20 protein-coding genes and 1 tRNA gene are annotated in these 19,391 nt (G+C 34.3%); 5 read left to right on the forward strand and 16 right to left on the reverse strand.

What is annotated here, in order from left to right:
* Positions 1–10: 10 nt before the first annotated feature.
* A complete protein-coding gene (locus M666_RS19340) occupies positions 11–715 on the forward strand; it encodes a DUF4197 domain-containing protein (protein ID WP_024479598.1) in 705 nt (234 codons plus the stop codon).
* A 212-nt stretch (positions 716–927) separates the two neighbouring features.
* On the opposite strand, the gene M666_RS19345 is transcribed toward M666_RS19340, so the two are convergent.
* Entirely contained in the window at positions 928–1,707 is a 780-nt protein-coding gene (locus M666_RS19345) for an alpha/beta fold hydrolase (protein ID WP_024479595.1), read from the reverse strand.
* A 229-nt stretch (positions 1,708–1,936) separates the two neighbouring features.
* Between M666_RS19345 and M666_RS19350 the strand changes: the two genes are divergently transcribed.
* On the forward strand, positions 1,937–2,128 hold the full coding sequence (locus tag M666_RS19350; RefSeq protein WP_025614239.1) for a hypothetical protein: 192 nt from the start codon (positions 1,937–1,939) through the stop codon (positions 2,126–2,128).
* Here M666_RS19350 and pyrF read toward each other — a convergent pair whose 3' ends face one another.
* The 9 genes from pyrF to M666_RS19395 form a co-directional block, all read right to left on the reverse strand.
* Positions 2,129–2,950, reverse strand: coding sequence for an orotidine-5'-phosphate decarboxylase (pyrF, locus tag M666_RS19355; RefSeq protein ID WP_029445561.1), 822 nt, complete (start codon positions 2,948–2,950; stop codon positions 2,129–2,131).
* Between the two features lie 2 nt (positions 2,951–2,952).
* Positions 2,953–4,029, reverse strand: a complete 1,077-nt coding sequence (gene prfA / locus M666_RS19360; protein WP_024479592.1) for a peptide chain release factor 1 — start codon at positions 4,027–4,029, stop codon at positions 2,953–2,955.
* Between the two features lie 142 nt (positions 4,030–4,171).
* Entirely contained in the window at positions 4,172–5,443 is a 1,272-nt protein-coding gene (locus tag M666_RS19365) for a DUF3570 domain-containing protein (protein WP_025614237.1), read from the reverse strand.
* A gap of 25 nt (positions 5,444–5,468) precedes the next feature.
* Positions 5,469–5,678 (reverse strand): DUF4266 domain-containing protein, encoded by a 210-nt coding sequence (locus M666_RS19370; protein WP_024479590.1) that lies wholly within the window; start codon positions 5,676–5,678, stop codon positions 5,469–5,471.
* Between the two features lie 10 nt (positions 5,679–5,688).
* The gene (locus M666_RS19375) at positions 5,689–6,681 is read right to left on the reverse strand and encodes an FAD:protein FMN transferase (protein ID WP_024479589.1); all 993 of its coding nucleotides are present in this window, start codon (positions 6,679–6,681) and stop codon (positions 5,689–5,691) included.
* Positions 6,678–7,112: a thioredoxin family protein gene (locus tag M666_RS19380; RefSeq protein ID WP_029445560.1), complete on the reverse strand. Its 435-nt coding sequence runs from the start codon at positions 7,110–7,112 to the stop codon at positions 6,678–6,680. Before M666_RS19380 ends, M666_RS19375 begins: the two co-directional genes overlap by 4 nt.
* Positions 7,113–7,124: 12 nt before the next feature.
* Positions 7,125–7,601, reverse strand: a complete 477-nt coding sequence (locus M666_RS19385) for a Rieske 2Fe-2S domain-containing protein (RefSeq protein ID WP_024479587.1) — start codon at positions 7,599–7,601, stop codon at positions 7,125–7,127.
* A 51-nt stretch (positions 7,602–7,652) separates the two neighbouring features.
* Positions 7,653–8,831, reverse strand: coding sequence for an AIR synthase related protein (locus tag M666_RS19390; protein WP_029445559.1), 1,179 nt, complete (start codon positions 8,829–8,831; stop codon positions 7,653–7,655).
* 83 nt (positions 8,832–8,914) lie between these two features.
* Positions 8,915–11,101: a glutamine synthetase III family protein gene (locus M666_RS19395; RefSeq protein WP_029445558.1), complete on the reverse strand. Its 2,187-nt coding sequence runs from the start codon at positions 11,099–11,101 to the stop codon at positions 8,915–8,917.
* A 210-nt stretch (positions 11,102–11,311) separates the two neighbouring features.
* Between M666_RS19395 and M666_RS19400 the strand changes: the two genes are divergently transcribed.
* Positions 11,312–12,334: a glutamine synthetase beta-grasp domain-containing protein gene (locus tag M666_RS19400; RefSeq protein WP_029445557.1), complete on the forward strand. Its 1,023-nt coding sequence runs from the start codon at positions 11,312–11,314 to the stop codon at positions 12,332–12,334.
* A 97-nt stretch (positions 12,335–12,431) separates the two neighbouring features.
* Here M666_RS19400 and M666_RS19405 read toward each other — a convergent pair whose 3' ends face one another.
* Positions 12,432–13,367 carry a calcium/sodium antiporter gene (locus M666_RS19405; protein ID WP_029445556.1) on the reverse strand — a complete coding sequence of 312 codons (936 nt, stop codon included), beginning with the start codon at positions 13,365–13,367 and terminating at the stop codon, positions 12,432–12,434.
* Positions 13,368–14,006: 639 nt separating this feature from the next.
* Here M666_RS19405 and M666_RS19410 point away from each other — a divergent pair.
* Positions 14,007–14,159, forward strand: a complete 153-nt coding sequence (locus M666_RS19410; RefSeq protein ID WP_024479582.1) for a hypothetical protein — start codon at positions 14,007–14,009, stop codon at positions 14,157–14,159.
* Here the strand turns inward: M666_RS19410 and M666_RS19415 are convergent.
* Entirely contained in the window at positions 14,156–14,668 is a 513-nt protein-coding gene (locus M666_RS19415; protein ID WP_025614233.1) for an adenine phosphoribosyltransferase, read from the reverse strand. The two genes, M666_RS19410 and M666_RS19415, sit on opposite strands and share 4 nt — an antisense overlap.
* Before the next feature lie 73 nt (positions 14,669–14,741).
* On the opposite strand from M666_RS19415, the gene M666_RS19420 reads away from it, so the two are divergent.
* Positions 14,742–14,818, forward strand: a tRNA-Arg gene (locus M666_RS19420).
* A gap of 185 nt (positions 14,819–15,003) precedes the next feature.
* Here the strand turns inward: M666_RS19420 and M666_RS19425 are convergent.
* From M666_RS19425 to M666_RS19440, 4 genes are all read right to left on the reverse strand, one after another.
* On the reverse strand, positions 15,004–16,905 hold the full coding sequence (locus M666_RS19425; RefSeq protein ID WP_029445555.1) for a SulP family inorganic anion transporter: 1,902 nt from the start codon (positions 16,903–16,905) through the stop codon (positions 15,004–15,006).
* A 165-nt stretch (positions 16,906–17,070) separates the two neighbouring features.
* Positions 17,071–17,916: a universal stress protein gene (locus M666_RS19430; RefSeq protein WP_029448221.1), complete on the reverse strand. Its 846-nt coding sequence runs from the start codon at positions 17,914–17,916 to the stop codon at positions 17,071–17,073.
* 131 nt (positions 17,917–18,047) lie between these two features.
* Positions 18,048–18,674 (reverse strand): hypothetical protein, encoded by a 627-nt coding sequence (locus M666_RS19435; protein WP_029445553.1) that lies wholly within the window; start codon positions 18,672–18,674, stop codon positions 18,048–18,050.
* 108 nt (positions 18,675–18,782) lie between these two features.
* On the reverse strand, positions 18,783–19,145 hold the full coding sequence (locus M666_RS19440; RefSeq protein WP_029445552.1) for a hypothetical protein: 363 nt from the start codon (positions 19,143–19,145) through the stop codon (positions 18,783–18,785).
* Between the last annotated feature and the right edge of the window lie 246 nt (positions 19,146–19,391).

Raw genomic sequence — 19,391 nt, forward strand, 5'->3', positions numbered from 1 at the left:
AACAATCCCCATGAAATATAAAATTATTGCACTAAGCGCACTGTTCTTATTATTTAGCTGTAACGAATTACAACAAGTTGTAAACCAACTTCCACAAAGCGGAACTATCGGTAACGATCAAATTGCTAGTGGATTACGCCAAGCTTTAGATTTTGGTATTGATAAACAAGTGCAGAAACTTACGCAAGAAGACGGGTTCTTTAGAAATGAACTTGTAAAAATTGCCTTACCGGAAGAATTACAAAAAGTAGACAATACACTTCGTAAGATGGGCTTGAGCAATTTGGCAGACGAAGGACTTAAAGTTTTAAATCGTGCAGCAGAAGATGCGGTAAAAGAAGCTACTCCTATTTTCGTAGATGCTGTAAAAGGAATTACATTTAGCGATGCTAAACAAATTTTATTAGGTACGGATGATGCTGCTACAAATTATTTAAAATCTACAACAGAAACTCAATTATACGCCTCTTTTAGTCCTGTCATCAAAAATTCATTTTCTAAAGTAGGTGCTGATCAGGTTTGGAGTAATCTTATTACCAAATACAACAACATACCCTTTGTTACTCAAGTTAATCCTGACTTAACAGATTATGTAACAGGAGAAGCTTTAAAAGGTGTTTATACTATGATTGCTGTAGAAGAACAAGAAATAAGAACTAAATCTGCTTCTAGAACAACAGCATTATTACAAAAAGTATTTGCCCTACAAGATTAATTGTAACTATTTTAAAATAAATAGGTTACCAAATATAATAACTCAAAAAAAAGTGCGTTATTCTGTTATAAGCAACATTAATAACAATTAGCTAAGGTTAGTTTAACCTTAGTCCATAAAAATGATATTACTTTTGAACTATAATATTTGAGTTTAGTAATTTTTTGAGTTAGTTAGTCTAAAACCGGTGGGAGCACCGGTTTTTTTATTTGTTATATTTTAGACAAATAAGAAATAACCGTTTTATTAAATACTAGTGGCTGTTCTACATTTACTACATGCCCACATTTTTCAACAACAAATAATTCTGAATTGGCATGTGAAGCCACTATCTTTTCTATAGAAGGTAAAAACAAATAGTCTTCTCTACCCATTACATACAAGGTAGGTATTTTAATATCTACCATTCTAAAGAAACGCAAAAGCGGATTAATCTCTGAGGTAAGCTTAAACCATCTAATAAACTCTTTCTGGTATAATTTCTTTGCTTCTCTAACAAATAGCGACCTAGACTCTTTATGGTTCTTATTAGGCATGATAATGAACGCAAAAAACTTATACAACCACAAATACGGCACAACGGATTTAAAAATAACCCCCAAGCGTATTAAAACCTGAGACCTTAAATTCAATTTCATAATTGCTCCGCCCATAATCATGCTTTCTACACGATTCGGATATTTTTCTGCTAAATTTCTTATTAAAATGGTACCCAATGAAATACCTACAAAATGAGATTTTTCTATTTTCTCATGGTCAATTACATGTAAAATATCATCGGTGATAAAATCAAAAGTATACTTATCACTAAAAGCATCTTTCAAGTTTACTTTAGAATTTCCGTGCCCTCTTAAATCTAGAAGCAATACGTTAAAATGCTTTCTGAACTCCCGAACCTGCTTAAACCAAATGGTAGAGCTCCCTCCTGCTCCATGAACAAAAGTCACCCATTTTGTAGAAGTTTTATGTTTGTGTTTGGTATAACTTAGCAATCGGTTCTTTTTTGTAAATGTACTTAATTTTTTTAATAGAAAGAATTATGAGTAGAACGACTAAAAACGGAGTTTATTTAAAATCATCAATACTTTCTAGAATCATTTACAAGTAAAAATGAAATCGACATACAAAACACCTGATTTTTAGCTACATATAACGAATAGTAAACATCCATAACCTGCATTTCAACGTATATTTGTTATAATGAAAATAACGAGAAACACTATGAATAATCAACACTGTAAAGTAGGGGCAGTTAAAGCATTAAATAAAGAAGAATATTCTATTACAGCATTGGAATTTCTATATCAGAACTTTATAGAAAAGGCTAACAATATTCAGTATGCAAACACCAAATTGGGCGATTTCTTTGAATCTAAAGCTCAAAAGCTAGAGAAATTATTAAATGAATTTTAACTAGAATTTTTGTTCTAATTCTAATTTCATTTGCTTCTGTAAATCTTTCGCACATGTTCTTGCTGCTTGCGCAAAATCTTCCTGTTTAGATGCGTAAATTATGCCTCTAGAAGAATTTACTAATAAGCCAACATGTTGGGTCATACCGTACTTACATACCTCTGACAAACTCCCACCTTGCGCGCCAACACCTGGCACTAACAAGAAACTAGAAGGAATTATTTGTCGAATATCTGCTAAAAAACTTGCTTTAGTAGCTCCAACCACATACATTAGATTCTGAGCATTTTTATACGTAATAGACGTTTCTAAAACTTGCTTGTACAGCTCTTTACCTTCTATTTTTTTTGTTTGAAAATCAAAAGCACCTTCATTTGATGTTAAGGCTAATAAAATAGTATGTTTATCTTCAAAAGCTAGAAAAGGCTCTACAGAATCTTTTCCCATATATGGAGCTACCGTAACAGAATCAAAGCCTAAATCATCAAAAAATGCTTTAGCATACATGGTGGATGTATTCCCTATATCTCCCCTTTTAGCATCTGCTATAGTGAAAATTTCAGGATACTTATCATTCAAGTATTTTATAGTTTTTTCTAAAGCTATCCACCCCTTGATACCGTACGCTTCATAGAAAGCCGTATTAGGCTTATAAGCAACACAAAATTCATGAGTAGCATCAATAATTGCTTTATTAAAAGCAAAAATGGGATCCTCTTCCTTTAGTAAATGTTCAGGTATCTTAGCTAAATCTACGTCTAGCCCAATACATAAAAAAGATTGTTTTTTATGTATTTGCGCTACTAAATGTTCTGTAGTCATTTTTAAAAAATTTCTGAAGCTTCTTTTAGTTTTTCAGTATTCTCAACAAGACTTAATTCGTCAATAATTTTTTGAATATCACCATTTACAATATTCTGCAAATCGTACAAAGTAAGCCCTATTCTATGATCAGTAACCCTTCCTTGTGAGTAGTTGTAGGTTCTAATCTTTGCAGAACGGTCTCCACTACTAACTTGCGAGTTACGTTTTGCCGCATCTTCTTCTTGTTTCTTTGCCAATTCTTGGTCATACAAACGAGAACGCAATACCTTAAAAGCTTTTTCTTTGTTTTTATGCTGCGATTTCTGATCTTGACATTGCGCAACCAATCCTGACGGAATGTGCGTTAATCGTACTGCTGAGTATGTTGTGTTCACAGATTGACCTCCTGGCCCTGAAGAACAGAAAAAATCTATACGTACATCTTTAGGATCTATCTGAACATCAAAATCTTCAGCTTCCGGCAACACCATTACTGTAGCTGCACTGGTATGTACACGTCCCTGCGTTTCCGTTTGCGGTACACGTTGCACACGGTGCACTCCTGCTTCAAATTTTAAAGTACCGTAGACATTCTCCCCAGTAACTTCAAACTGAATTTCCTTATAACCACCACTAGTACCTTCACTTAAATCTATAACATTCGTTTTCCACCCTTTAGATTCACAGTATTTAGTATACATTCTAAATAAATCTCCAGCGAATATACTAGCTTCATCACCACCAGTACCTGCTCTTACCTCAACCACAACATTTTTAGAATCTTCTGGATCTTTAGGTATTAAGAGAACTTTAATTTCTTCTTCCAATTTTGGCAGACCTACCTTAGCCTCTTCTAATTGCATTTTGGCCATTTCTACCATTTCTGCATCACTACCGTCAGAAATAATTTCTTGTGCCTCTTCTATATTATTCGTGAACTCTATATATAAATCTCGTTTATCAACTAAACTTTTAAGGTCTTTATATTCCTTATTTAACTCAACATATCGTTTTTGATCAGAAATTACATCAGGTTGAATAATCAAATCTGACACTTCATCAAAACGTTGTTTTACTATATTTAACTTATCTAACATGACCTTGCTAACATTTTGTGCGAAATTACAATAAATTTGCACATTTATATAGAACTTAATTCTTGGATATCATCAATTTGAAAAAATATTTCCCGGAAGCAGGCTAAATCCAAAGCTTCAAAATTGGAAAAAAGAAATAGAATTATCTTACAAAAGTAGTCCCAAATGTAAAAATATAAGAGTTTAAACCATCACTACGATCATAATTACTAAAGCGCAAATCGATTGTTTTTAACCCAAAACTCAATAATTTAGCATTCGTAAAAATGTCTTTATACCGAATTCCGAATCCATATTGATGCGCATTAAATTCTGATAAATCATAATCTGAAGTGTAATAATCTAATGTAGACACTGCCTCTTCTTTGGCATAAAAATAATCTGCCGCGGTTTGCGTATAATACCTGTAAGTAGGATATAGCGTAAATAAGCTGCTTATTTTTATAGGCAACTCTAAACTAGCCGTATGAGAGGTAACTCCCCAATCATCTGTATAAAAACGATAATAACTTCTCAGCACCAAATAATCATTGATAAAGTAGTTTAAACGTCCTCCTATTGGAATTTTAAAACGAGTATCAGGCAATCGTTCTACATCATCTGCCAATTGAAAATCTTCAATAAAAAAATCTTCCTTATCCGAAAAATATACACGCTGAAAAGGAGTACTCAACAAACCGTCTTGCGCCACTACATCTAAAAAAAGAGACCCTTGCATACGCTTGCTCAAAATTTGCGTCACTCCTAAAGATAAAGAGTAAGAATTTCGCGTTTCAGAATCAAATGTCGTAAAACTTGGAGCATAAGTACCAGTTCCCATTACCCGATCATCAAAAAAACCATCTCTTAATTCTATAGGGTACTGCGGATTCCACGAATCAAAATACACCTTTGCATTTATAGTTACTTCAGTATTTTTCTCATTAAATAATTGTGCATAACCGCCACCTACTCCTAAGGAAGAATAATCATATTCTGAAGAAAAGTACGCGTTAGCATTCCAAATTTTATTTCGATCATCTGAACTGTGCTGATAGGTAGGATTAATATGCGCCAAAACATCTGATTGTGAGGCCCCAGAAGAAGCTATAAATGGACTAGCACGCTCATTGACGCTACCATCTAAAGGATTTATATTACTAGAAGATGCGGAAGAATATGCTGAAATCCCTACATCCAAGGTTAACACGTCATCATCATTCATTGGTAACCGAACGATCACTGTTGACGTAACATCTGTTAATTCTTCTGAACCATCTCCTCCTGATACTGCAGCATTGGCACCATCTTGGCTATAATAACTAAACAAGGCATCTACTTCGGTAGTTTCCAACACACGTTTCTTATAGGTAGTTTCTTGACCATGTAGCGCAGCTCCTAGAAAGACTAAAAAGATGAATATATTTTTTTGCATTCTTTGTTTTACTTAAAATTTTCTTTTAATTACAACCGCAACCGCCTCCAGATTTACCGCCATTTGCTCCTGCAGATGCTTCACGATAAATTTGAAAATTAGTTTCAAACTGGTCCATATTTTTTGCTGATAAAACCATCTCTTCATCATTTAAATAAACCTTATCATACTCTTTAACTGCCACACAAGACATAAAAGAAGTTGCCATCAAAAATAACACTAGGACTTTTCTCATAGACTTAAATTTACGGGTTATCAAACGTAATACCATTACTTTTAAAAATTTTATTTTGAGAATCTACTACAATAACCTCAGTTTCTTTTAATTGATTTATTAAAGAAATCCCCGTATCAATACCCATAATAAATACTGCGGTTGCCAAAGCATCACATAACTCTGCACTTTTAGAGAAAACAGAAACACTGCTAATTCCTTTAGAAGGATATCCAGTTCTAGGATCTATAATATGAGAATGTTTTTCTCCTTCAAAAACTAAATATTTTTCATAATTTCCTGAAGTAGCGATTGAAGATTCATCTAAGGGCAACCAAGAAAACACTTTCTCTCTATCTAATGGATTACTTATACCCACAATCCATTTCTCTCCAGTGGCCTGCCTACCCCAAGTGGTTAAATCGCCAGATGCATTAATCACCCCTGCAAACACTTTTTTTGACAACATCAATTCTTTTGCCTTATCTGCAGCATAGCCTTTACCAAGTGCTCCAAAACCAATTTTCATTCCCTCATCAGGCAAAAAAACGGTTAGCTGCTCTTTATCCAATTGAATTTTTTGATACCCCACTTTAGCAATTGATGCTGTTATTTGTTCTGAAGTAGGAGGATGCCTCATGCTCCCATCAAATTTCCATACCTTATCCATTGAAGCATAAGAAATATCAAAAGCACCATCTGTAATCTCCGAAATCTTAATAGATCGCTCTATTAATCCGAATAATTCTGCACTAACTTTTACAGGCTTAATTCCTGCATTTCTATTTATTTCTGAGGTTTCCGAGGTTTCATCCCAAGAAGATATCATCTTTTCTATTCTACTGATTTCCGCAACAGCATCCGCAATATTTTTCTTAGCGGTACTCTCCGCTTCTGCAACAATAGTGATATCAAACCGAGAACCCATAAGTTTCATGGTTTCGGATATGGTTACATATTTTTTCTCTTGACTATTTACCAGTATCGAAAAGAATAACAGTAAATAAAGGGGGGCATTTTTCAATCTAAAAATTCATTTATGACTGAAATATACTCATTTGGTGTCACTTTCTTGTATCCAGTTTCCCCTAAAATTTCACCTTTTTCATTTAAAACCACTACAAGCGGAAAATATCCTTTAGTATTGTATTTATCCGCTAATATTTTATGCTGATTTTCTATCTCTAGAGGAAGTTTATTGGATTTTCGGCGTGGAAAATCTGCCTTATATAACACATAATGCTTTTCTGCATATTTTTTAAACTCCTCAGATTGCCAGATATCTCGATCTAACTTTATACATGGAGCACACCAATCTGAACCAGCAAAAACCAATACTATAGGTTGATTATTTCTCTTCGAAAGCGCCTGTGCATCGGCAAAAGATTTTTGCCAGTTTTGTGCATTTACAACTAGTGCACAAAAAAATAAAAATAGAAAAAATAGCTTTCTCATAATTTCAGAAGTTTACGCCTCAAAAATACGTAAGATATCATTAGCTAAAACTTCTGTTTTAAAAACTTTAAGAGGGTTGCTTGTTATGGAGTTTAATGGAGTCCCATCTTGCGCAAATCTAGACCCATGAACATTACACTCATAGATACCATCATTTTCATTTACAAATAATATGTTAGGGTTATTCTCATGACTACAATACTTACTAGCTGCAACCAACTCTCCTTGCAAATTTCTAACAATAATAATATCGGTCTCTGTAAATTTATCTTTCGATTTTACAAAAATAAAACCTCCATTATTTTGAAGATTAGACGAAGTACTAGCATTTAAGTCTACCGTAATATCAACACCAGTTGGCACCTCTCCCTCTTCTTCTGGAGCCGTCTCACCACTTTCACTATCAGAAGAACAACCGTGTAAACAAGAGAATGTTAAAGCAAAAGCTGCTCCTGCGCCAAGTGTTTTTAAAAATGCCTTTCTTTCCATAATACTATTCCGTTTAATGACACAACGAAAAACTACCTCTTATCGTATATACTAGTACTCAAAAGTTCCGTTTTGACTTTTTATTGTCAATTTCTTTGTTGGGCTTTCTTCTACCCTACCTACAATTCTACCACGCACACCAAAAGAATCGGCTATCTGAATTAGATCTAGCGCCACTGCTTCATTTACATAAAATTCTAAGCGGTGTCCGCAATTGAATACTTGATACATTTCTTTCCAATCTGTCTTAGACTGTTCTTGTATTAATTTAAACAATGGAGGAACTTCAAAAAGATTATCTTTTATGATATGTAGGTTATCTATAAAATGAAGAATTTTGGTCTGCGCCCCACCACTACAGTGAACCATACCATGAATGTCCTCACTTGAATATTTCTCTAAAACCTTTTTTACTATTGGCGCGTACGTTCTTGTTGGAGACAATACCAATTTACCTGCATCTAAAGGGGCATCTTTAACAGAATCTGTTAATTTAACTTTCCCAGAATACACCAAATCTTCTGGCACCTCAGCATCAAAACTCTCAGGATATTTATCTGCTAAATATTTTGAAAATACATCATGGCGTGCAGAAGTCAATCCATTACTTCCCATTCCGCCATTATATTCTTTCTCATAGTTTGCCTGTCCGAAGGACTCTAAACCTACAATAACATCTCCTGCTTTTATATTTGCATTGTCAATTACATCCGATCTTTTAAGGCGTGCAGTAACGGTTGAATCAACAATAATGGTACGCACTAAATCGCCTACATCTGCCGTTTCACCTCCAGTAGAATGAATTATAACACCGTGATTTTTTAAGTCTGAAATTAACTCTTCTGTTCCATTAATAATTGCTGATAACACTTCACCAGGAATTTTATTTTTGTTTCGCCCTATAGTAGAAGACAACATGATATTATCTGTAGCACCAACACAAATAAGGTCATCAATATTCATAATCAAAGCATCTTGAGCAATACCTTTCCAAACCGATAAATCTCCAGTTTCTTTCCAGTACATGTAAGCTAAAGACGATTTAGTTCCTGCTCCATCCGCATGCATCACCAAACAATACGCTTCATCATTCGTTAAATAATCAGGTACAATTTTACAGAATGCTTTTGGAAACAATCCTTTATCTATATTTTTTATAGCATTATGCACGTCTTCTTTAGATGCGGAAACACCTCTTTGATTATATCTTTCGCTGTTTGATGAACTCATGAATGTTGATTTTCGACAAAAATAGTGGAATCAAAAAAAAAAGCACCCCTATTTGAGTGCTTTTAGTTAAAAAAAATGTGATATTATTTTTGAAACAATAGTTCTCTGTATTTTGTTAATGGCCAAAGATTATTATCCATAATACTTTCTAGCTTATCACAGTGCAAACGAATTTTATCAAAATAAGGTTTTACGGAATCACAATAAGCAAAAGCTTTCTTATTAACATCTTTCAAACGGTTCGCACTTCTTCGTGCATCCGTCATAAGATCTGACTGTTTTTTTACTTCCACAATATGCTCCGCGATTTGCTCAATGATCGATAATTGACCATCTGTAAGTTTTTTATGTGCAGCTCCATAAATATCTTTTAGCCCCATAACATTCTTGATCAAATCATTTTGATAGGCTATAGCCGCTGGAATAATATAGCTATAGACGAGCTCATTATACATTCTCCCTTCTATTTGAATTTGAAAAATGTAGGTTTCCAATTCCACCTCTTTACGAGCAGCTACCTCTACCTCACTCATCACCTTCATTGTTCTAAACAAATCTAAACTTGCTTTAGATGTTAGAACTTGAAGTGCTGCCGGTGTTGTTTTATTATTACTTAATTTTCTGCGTTCTGCTTCTTTCTCCCACTCTCTACTATACCCATCACCGTCAAAACGAATACGTTTAGATGTTTTGATATATTCTCTTAAAATATTAAAAACAGCCTCATCTTTTTTAAGACTCTTCTTATCAATTAAGGCATCTACCTCTTTCTTAAAATCTATAAGTTGCTTAGCAACTATAGTATTTAAAACTGTCATTGGTTTAGCACAATTACTCTTTGAGCCAACGCCACGCATTTCAAATTTATTTCCTGTAAATGCAAAAGGAGAAGTTCTATTTCTATCCGTATTATCTAGTAATATTTCCGGAATTTTACCAACAACATTTAGTTTAAGTTCCGTTTTTTCTTCAGGAGACAATTTTCCTTGAGAAACCCCTTCTAATTCATCTAAAACATTCCCCAGTTGTGTTCCTACAAAAATAGAAAATATAGCAGGGGGCGCTTCATTTGCCCCCAAACGATGATCGTTACTCGCCGATGCAATTGATGCACGCAACAACTCTTCATAAGTATCTACAGCTTTTATCGTATTGATAAAAAAGGTTAAAAACTGAAGGTTCTTCATTGGAGTAGACCCAGGACTTAATAGGTTTACACCGGTATCTGTAGCTAGCGACCAGTTATTATGTTTCCCGGACCCATTGATACCTGCAAATGGCTTTTCATGAAATAGCACTTTAAAATTATGCTTATCAGCAATCTTATCCATTACATCCATAAGGAGTAAGTTGTGGTCTACGGCCAGATTGGCTTCCTCGAAAACAGGTGCCAATTCAAACTGATTAGGCGCCACCTCATTATGCCTTGTTTTAACCGGAATTCCTAGTTTGGTGCATTCCTTTTCCAAGTCGCTCATGAAACTCAATACACGATCCGGAATTACTCCGAAATAATGATCGTCCAACTGCTGCCCTTTAGCTGCCTGATTCCCTATTAAGGTTCTCCCCGTCATGACAATATCTGGTCTTGAAACCGCTAATGCCTTATCTAGCAGAAAATATTCTTGTTCCCATCCTAAAGTAGCATTTACTTTAGAAACATTTTTATCAAAATACTTAGCCACTGCAGTAGCAGCTTCATCTACCGCATTTAATGCTCTTAATAGTGGTGCTTTATTATCTAAAGCTTCACCCGTATACGAAACAAAAATAGTAGGTATACAAAGTGTCGTACCATAAACAAAAGCCGCAGAAGTAGGATCCCAAGCTGTATATCCTCTAGCTTCAAAGGTATTACGGATACCTCCGCTCGGAAAACTAGACGCATCTGGTTCTTGTTGCACCAATTGTCCGCCTCCAAATTTCTCCAATGCACGCCCATCAGGAAGTAAATCAAAAAAGGCATCATGCTTTTCTGCCGTTGCCCCAGTTAAAGGTTGAAACCAATGCGTATAATGGGTTGCCCCCATTGTAATAGCCCAAGTCTTCATGGACTCTGCTACTTGATCTGCAATTTTTCGATCTATTTTAGAACCTGAAATTATAGCACTCCGAACACTCTCTAAGGCATCTTTGGTTAAGTACTGAAGCATGCGCTCTTCATTAAAGACATTTATTCCAAATAGCTCAGAACGTCTTCCATTTTCCTCTATCGTAATGCGCTGTCTTTCATAGCTTTTAGAAATAGCATCAAATCTTAGTTTAGACATAGTAATTATCATATTAATACAGATTACGAAATTAACAAATTAATAATTTAAAGCGTTAAAAAATGTATTTATTGTAAAATACCCCAAAAAAAATATGGTCTTATAGAATTATATTGATTATTAATACATTTACCCCCTAAAAAATTACAAGTAAAGCTAAAAAAATATACTTTTGTTACAATCTATAAAGAATTATAATTAGTTAATATTATGGCCAAAATTAAATTAGAATACATCTGGTTAGATGGATACTTTCCAACTCAAAACATGCGAAGCAAGACAAAAGTTGAAGAGCATGAGGATTTCAAAGGAACATTAGAAGAAATTGGTAACTGGTCTTTTGACGGATCATCTACAAGACAAGCCGTAGGTGGGTCTTCTGATTGTTTATTAGTACCTGTTGCAATATATCCAGATCCTGAGAGAATTAACGGATGGTTAGTAATGACGGAAGTTATGAATCCTGACGGTACTCCTCACGTTTCAAACGGTAGAGCAACTATTGATGATGAAGATGACGATTTCTGGTTTGGTTTTGAGCAAGAGTATTTTATCATGGATAACAAAACTCAATTACCTTTAGGTTTCCCTATTGGTGGTTATCCTGCTCCACAAGGAATGTATTACTGTTCTGTAGGAGGTAAAAATACACACGGTAGAGGTCTAGTTGAAGAGCATGCAGATTTATGTATTGAAGCAGGCTTAAACTTTGAAGGTATTAACCAAGAAGTTGCTTCAGGACAATGGGAATATCAATTGTTCGCAAAAGGTGCTAAAAAAGCAGGTGATGAAATCTGGATTTCTAGATACCTATTAGATCGTTTGACTGAAAAATATGGTTACTATATAGATTACCACCCAAAACCATTAGGTAAGGATATGGACTGGAATGGTTCTGGTATGCACGCAAACTTCTCCAACACTATATTAAGAACTTGTGGTAGTAAAGAAGTTTATGCTACAATTTGCGAAGCTTTTAGACCATACGTAAAAGAGCACATTGCTGTTTATGGTGAGTTTAACGACCAACGTTTAACAGGTTTACATGAAACTGCATCTATTAATGATTTCTCTTGGGGAGTATCAGATAGAGGAGCTTCTATCCGTATTCCATTAATTGCTGTTCAAAAAGGATATAAAGGATGGTTAGAAGACAGACGTCCTGCTTCAAACGGAGATCCATACAAAATTGCAGCTAGAATTATCAAAACTGTAAAAACCGCTAAGGTTTAAGTAAAACATAAATTTTTATACATAAAAAGAGCTGTTGATTTTTCAACAGCTCTTTTTTTATACTTTATATCTTACTATATAAACAATTACATTGAAGCTATATTGTGAAGTACACGAATACTAAATAAAATAGTAATAAGACAATTCCTTCCCATTTACCCAAATGCATTCGTTTTGGAAAAAACACTAGCGGCAATAGCAAAAATGATATTCCCAACATCCAGAAAATATCATTATCCAGAAGTCCTAAGTCTTTAGCTTTAATAGGTGTTATAATTGCCGTGATTCCTAATACTGCTAGTAAATTAAAAATATTGGACCCTATTAAATTTCCTAAAGAAATTGCCTTCTCCTTTTTAATAACGGCAATGATTGATGCTGCCAATTCCGGAATACTCGTTCCTATAGACACCACAGTCACAGCAATTACACGTTCACTTACATTATAGAACTTCGCTAAACCTACGGCGCCTAAAATTAGAAGCTCCGATCCTCCCCATAAGGCTACCCCACCTAAAATTAAAAATAGGGCCGTTTTATAATTTGGTAATAAAATATCATCTTCTGGTTGCTCATCTTCCACAGCTGGCTTTTGAAAACGCAATAGATAGATTAAAAAAGCAACTAAAAATACAACCATTGCAATACCCTCGTACCGTTGAATCTCATGATCAAAATAAATAAAGCCGAAAAACAACAAGGAAGCAATTATCATCACAGGCCAATCTGTCGTGTAAAAACTCTTTTTAACATCAATAGAGCCCAGTACTATAGTTACTCCTAGAACTAGACCTAAATTTGCAATATTAGAGCCTACAACATTTCCTAATGCTAAATCTGGAAAACCATCTAAGGCCGCCTTTATACTTACAATAAGTTCCGGAGCTGAAGTGGCAAACGAAACCACAGTCATCCCTATTACTATTTTAGGAATATTCAAACGCAATGATAAAGCCACCGCAGATTTTAAAAGCCAACTCCCTCCTAAAATTAAAAGGACCAAACCGGCAATAATAAAAAGTATGTTTTGCATGCTGTTGTTTTTTGACAAATATAACGGAAGTACAAATTTTTTATACCTCTTTAAACTATATTAATTTTTAACTCAATACTGTTCGTGAAAAACAGAAGTTTACTTAAATAATTATACCCCGAAATAGTCGTAAAAATTGTTTTATGGCTTGATTAAAAATCTTCCGCAAATTAATAATGGCTCAGTTTTAAAAAAATGAAAACTATAAAAAAAGCTTTAAAAAACACCAAAACTCCCTTGGTCCGAAACAAAATGCTAAAAAATACCCTACAATAGTTTTAATTTAAAACAATAAACAACTTTTAAACTACGTATTTAAAACACGAATACAGCGATCGTGGTTTCACATTAAAACAAATTTCATTAAAATGATAACATAACCATATGCACTTTTAATAAATCGGATCATACCATTTGGTTAATAGTATTACTATTATATATATTCATCAAACAATCAATTAATAACCTTTAAAACTTTCAACTATGATTATTCTCGCTAAACTATTAGTATTAATGATGCTGTCACTGATCATGACTCTTGCATAAGAAGAAATCATATAGGCCTATAATTATCAAAGACTGCCATACGGCAGTCTTCTTACTTAAAATTTACAGTTATATTTGCATAAAGAATTAAAAATGAAGCAATCTATATTCAAAATTATTGCAAAATTGAATACCCTACTATTACCTTCATTCACTAAAAAGCGATTGGATTTAGCGAAAGCTTCTAAATTTCAATTAGCACTTATTGGTTGGCGTTATTTTGTAACCACCAATGCTCTAGGCTAATATTGTATTAAAGAAGCAACTGCAGCTCCATTTAGCTTTTCTCTTCCGTTAAGAAATCCTAATTCTATTAAAAAATTACATTGCACCACTTCACCACCCAATTCACGTATTAACTCAAGAGCGGCCTTTGCTGTACCTCCAGTAGCCAATACATCATCATGAAGCAATACCCGCTCTCCTGGTAAAATACTGTCTTTGTGTATTTCTAAAGTATCCGTCCCATATTCTAATTCATAGGTTACACTCAACACATCATGCGGCAATTTTCCTGGTTTTCTAATAGGTACAAAACCGGCATTTAATTTAGCTGCTAAAAGCGGTCCAAAGAGAAAACCACGGCTTTCTAGACCGATAACTTTATCTATTTTCTGGGTTTTTACGAATTCATACAGCTCATTTGCTGCTTTATTTAAAATTTCTGGATTACTTAGCAATGTTGTAATATCCTTAAAAACAATGCCTTGCTTCGGAAAATCGTGAATGTCGCGTATATACTTTTTAAAATCCATATTTTTTACTAATTCTTATTTTGCTGTAAAGTTAAAAAGAAATATATTTGCAGCCCGTTAAGGGTGAAAAAATGGCCTCGTGGCGCAACTGAATAGCGCACTTGATTACGGCTCAAGAGGTTACTGGTTTGAATCCAGTCGAGGTCACCACTAAAATCAAAGCTTCCAGGAAATTGGAAGCTTTTTTTATTCGTATACTATCTAGCTTCAAAAAAAATTAATCCCTTTAATAAGGTAAGTCCGTTTTTACAACAAAAGAAAACCCTTACAAAAGACTATTTGCAAGGGTTCTTATCTCTTAATAAGTTTTTATAGCTACTTCCTAAGATGTAACTTTAGACGAGCTCCTGATATTTTTCCTCTTTTCTATCTTCCAAATCATGAGCGACATTATCTTTCACATAGGCAAGGCACTCTGTGAAATTTTTAAATATATGAGTATCTGGCACCAAGTGTGGAATTATATTTACACGCTCCATCATATACCTAGGCTGCTTAAGTACACCGACAAAAAAGACATTAATATTTTCTTTTTTCAAATCTAACAATACATCCTCTAAGGTGTAGAGTCCCGATTGGTCTAGATATTGCATGCGACCCATTCTAATTATTACCGTAGATGCTGTTCTTGGTATTTGGTTCGCTAAATTTTGAAAATCATTAGTAGACCCAAAAAATAGAGGTCCTTTTAGATGTTTGATAAAAATTTCTTCCTTCAAGGATTCAGGAAAGTCTTTTTCATCTGCCCAACCTTTTTCTTTTTTTAAGGTTTTAACATCTGACCGCTCTGCTGTAAGGTCGCCCATTTTTTTCATAAATAGTAAGGACGCTATGATAAGCCCCACACCCACTGCGTACACCAAATTCCATACCGATGATAATACCAATACCACCAACATAATAACAACCTCTGAACTAAATTTAAAAGGTCCTATTTTTGCATCTTTAGGCAAAAAAGGAATTGCTTTCAATCCTTTATAATCCATAACACCTATACCTACGGTTACTAAAATACCTGCTAAAACGGCCGCTGGTATTTGCGATGCTATTGGTCCTAAGGCTAATAAGATAAGTAATAGTAATACTCCAGCAATCATTCCTGATAATTTTGTCTTCCCTCCTGCATTAATATTTACGACGGTACGTATTGTTGCTCCTGCTCCAGGGAGGCCCCCAAAAATAGCAGCTATACTATTTCCTACGCCTTGCCCTATTAATTCTTTATTAGGTTGGTGTTTCGTTTTGGTCATGTTGTCTGCCACTACTGAAGTTAGCAGAGAATCTATAGCTCCCAAAAGAGCAAGAGTCAATGCAGTAAAAATATATGGGGTGATAGCTCCTAACTCAAATTGAGAAAACATATTTAAATTAGGTATTGGAAAACCACCAGGAATCTTTTCTATAGGTCGATAATTAAGACCGAACCCAAACGCCACACTAGACACTACAATTAGGGCGACTAAAGCACTAGGTATCAGTGTTGTTATTTTCTTAAAACCATATATAATGGCGATTGTAGATAAGGCTAGAATTAATTCAAGCCAATTGATATTTTGAAGTGCCCTTGGCAATACTTTTAGCGCACCAATAACACCAGACGCTTCTGTGTTTGCTAATGTTTTTGCTTCTTTAAGTATTTGTTCTTCAGTAACCTCATTAGCTCTATCTATGGTCTCTTGAAAATTTTCTAATACTAAAATACCTTCCCCGGTTTCTTCTTTTAAAATATTACTCAATATAATTTCCTCTGCTTCTGGCTTAAAACCCGCTACAAAAGCTGTATCGTCTTTTGGATAATACCCTATAGACGGTAAAATTTGTGTTACAAGAATTATAACTCCTATGGCGGTCATAAAACCAGAAACCACGGGATAAGGTATATATCTAATATATTTTCCTATGCCCAATAGCCCAAGGCCTATTTGCATTAACCCTGCTAAAAGAAAAACTAGTAAAATGGCCGGAAGTGCTTTCTCTAAATCGCCATCATTCAAGGCTACTATACCAGCAATGACAACCATACTAACAGCAGTCATAGGTGCTGTTGGCCCTGAAATTTGCGTATTTGTACCGCCAAATAGTGCTGCAAAAAAGCTAATAAATATAGCGCCATAGAGTCCTGCACTAGGCCCTAAACCTGAACTTACACCAAATGCTAATGCCAAAGGCAAGGCCACTATTCCTGCCGTAATTCCTCCAAAAAGATCACCCCTAAAATTGGTAAAAAGTTTTTTCATATTGTCATGTGTTTTATCAAATGCATAGTTCATCTAATAAGGAGTACTTCCTAGGACATTCACATTTCCTAAAAATGAAATCCTCATTAAATGAATACTAAAAAAATTATTAAATCATAAATAGCACTACGTAATTTGCTTTGTTTTAAGCATATAAAGATCTTCTTAACCGTGTAGTGCGAGGACAGGTACATCATTGAAATACCCTAACTTGCCCAGAGATGGTCTTACAAAACCAAGGGTTTCCCAAACAGAGGGCTTCTTATCTACATAGCTTATCATATTACTATGTTTAATTTCTACAAAGCAGCTGAGTGCCGCAGACATCTTTACATTGTGAAGCACATTAAAAATATAATCTAGACCGCTCAAATATTTTTCTAGGAGCACTTTGTTATTCTTTTGCTGCGCTGTCATTACTTTATCATCCGTTAAACTCAAAATTTGAACACGAGCATTACTCATTTTGGCAATTTCAACGAGGTATTTAATTTCGGAAATATCAAAATCGGTATTAAAATTAGTCGCTAATACAATTTCTTCTGGCTGATCAAATGTGGCATTTTTAGGAACTATTAGAACTGGACATTTTCGTATAGTCTCTATTATTCCTAAAGTATTGCTACCGTACTTACCTTGTTCCCCATTTGTTTTTCCTTTTGCCCCAACTACAATCATTTCTATTTGAAGACTATACACTAAATTCTTTACCGCATCTAAAAATCTTTCTGATCGTGAGAACACATGAAAACGATGCTTTAAATTTTTATCAATTCCAGAAAGTTGCCCTAATACATCTCCCAACCCTTCTTTTGAAAGATTTTCAGACAATTTATCAAACACATCATCAGGGTCTAAAAGCACATAACTATCCAAACCATACACATCTTTTGCATACGTATTCAAAATATAAAAATCGCATTCCTGATTCTCATAAAGCTTTAAGGCGTATTGTATAGCATTCCAAGAGCTCATTGAAAAATCAGTAGTTAATAGTATTTTCTTTGGCATAACATTTTAGTTTAGAATTAAGACTGTGAAGTATTTCTGATAAATTATCGGTGACAAATGATGTTCTTTCTTTCTGCCCAGCAGCTAAAATTATTGATACCATCACCCCGAATATCACCACTAAAAAAGAATTATTCTTGTACTACCACCTCTGTTTTTACGGGATAAAAAATAAGAGCCAACATGGCTATACCAATCAATATTAAAAAAGCAACTTCTAATTTAGACAAGAGAATAGTCATCCCTAGCGACTTATTAGAAAGTTGTGTCAGCTCTCTACTTTCCTCGAGCTGAATTTTAGCGAGAACATCTAAATTCTGCCCCATATTACCCAACATACGTTCTGTAGCTATTAGATGATTCTCTTCTAAACTACTAGAAGACTGAAATAAATCTGTCTCTAATTTCTTAAGCTTTTGAAACTGATCCTGTAAACCATTAAGAACATTTTTTTCTTTACCAGTAAGCTTGGTGGCTGCAAAAGCTGAAAATAATTCTTCTGCCTTTTGATTTTCGTCTGGGATTGTATTAAAATCTTTTTTACGTATAAACCGTATTTCCTTCGCATGGAAGATGGCATTCAATTTATAAATCAAATTTTGTACAATAACCCTGTCTTTATATACCGAGTTTACTGTGGTCTGAACGGTTGAGAAATGTCTTTTATCCAATCGGTTTGTGCCTAGGACTAATAAGAAAGCTATTCCTAGAATTAATCCAACTTGAACTTTTTGCGCTATTGTAAAATTTTTAAACATATTTTAAACCTTTAGTACTACTTTATATAGAATCAATTGTTTCAAAAGAATCCATCGTATAGCTAAGGTTTAGCCTATCTAATTACATGGATTACAGCATCGAATATTTCATAATACTCGCAATTCTCCCGCACTTAAGGCTTGATTTACGTCTGCCTTAACTACCGCATGACTTCCAAAGAAACGCCCTCCATCTTTACGGCTAATATAGACTTGAGTAACGCCATTTTTCTTCTCTTTTATAGCTGTTACCACCACTAGCTCTCCTTCGGTATTTTTATAATTAGCAATACCTCCTTTTTTAATGATAAAATTTGCTTTAGGAAAATCAATATGCTTGTAGACTTTTGCTTTTGGCTTACCTATTTCAAAAAGATCGCCAACACGCACCTCCACAGAGGTCTCACTTGTATACGTTTGGGCATTCAGAAAACTTACGGAGAATAGAAAAATAATTAGATATTTAATCATAGCTATATATGTATGGATTTAACTTCGTTTGTATTTTTATGGTTTTCACTTTCATAGTGTATCATTGCTCTGTCATGAATGACATCCACACCCTTTTTACTCCTGTGTAAATGCTACAGTGTTAACTACTTATGATATCCTCTTGGCAAAAAGCAAATGGTATGCCTAAAAAAAACGATTAAATATTTATAATCACAAACAGCTGAAAATCAATAAATTAAATAAAATACATACTATATATCATTT

Origin of the sequence: Cellulophaga baltica 18 (assembly GCF_000468615.2) — a bacterium.
In the GTDB taxonomy this organism is placed as follows: domain Bacteria; phylum Bacteroidota; class Bacteroidia; order Flavobacteriales; family Flavobacteriaceae; genus Cellulophaga; species Cellulophaga baltica.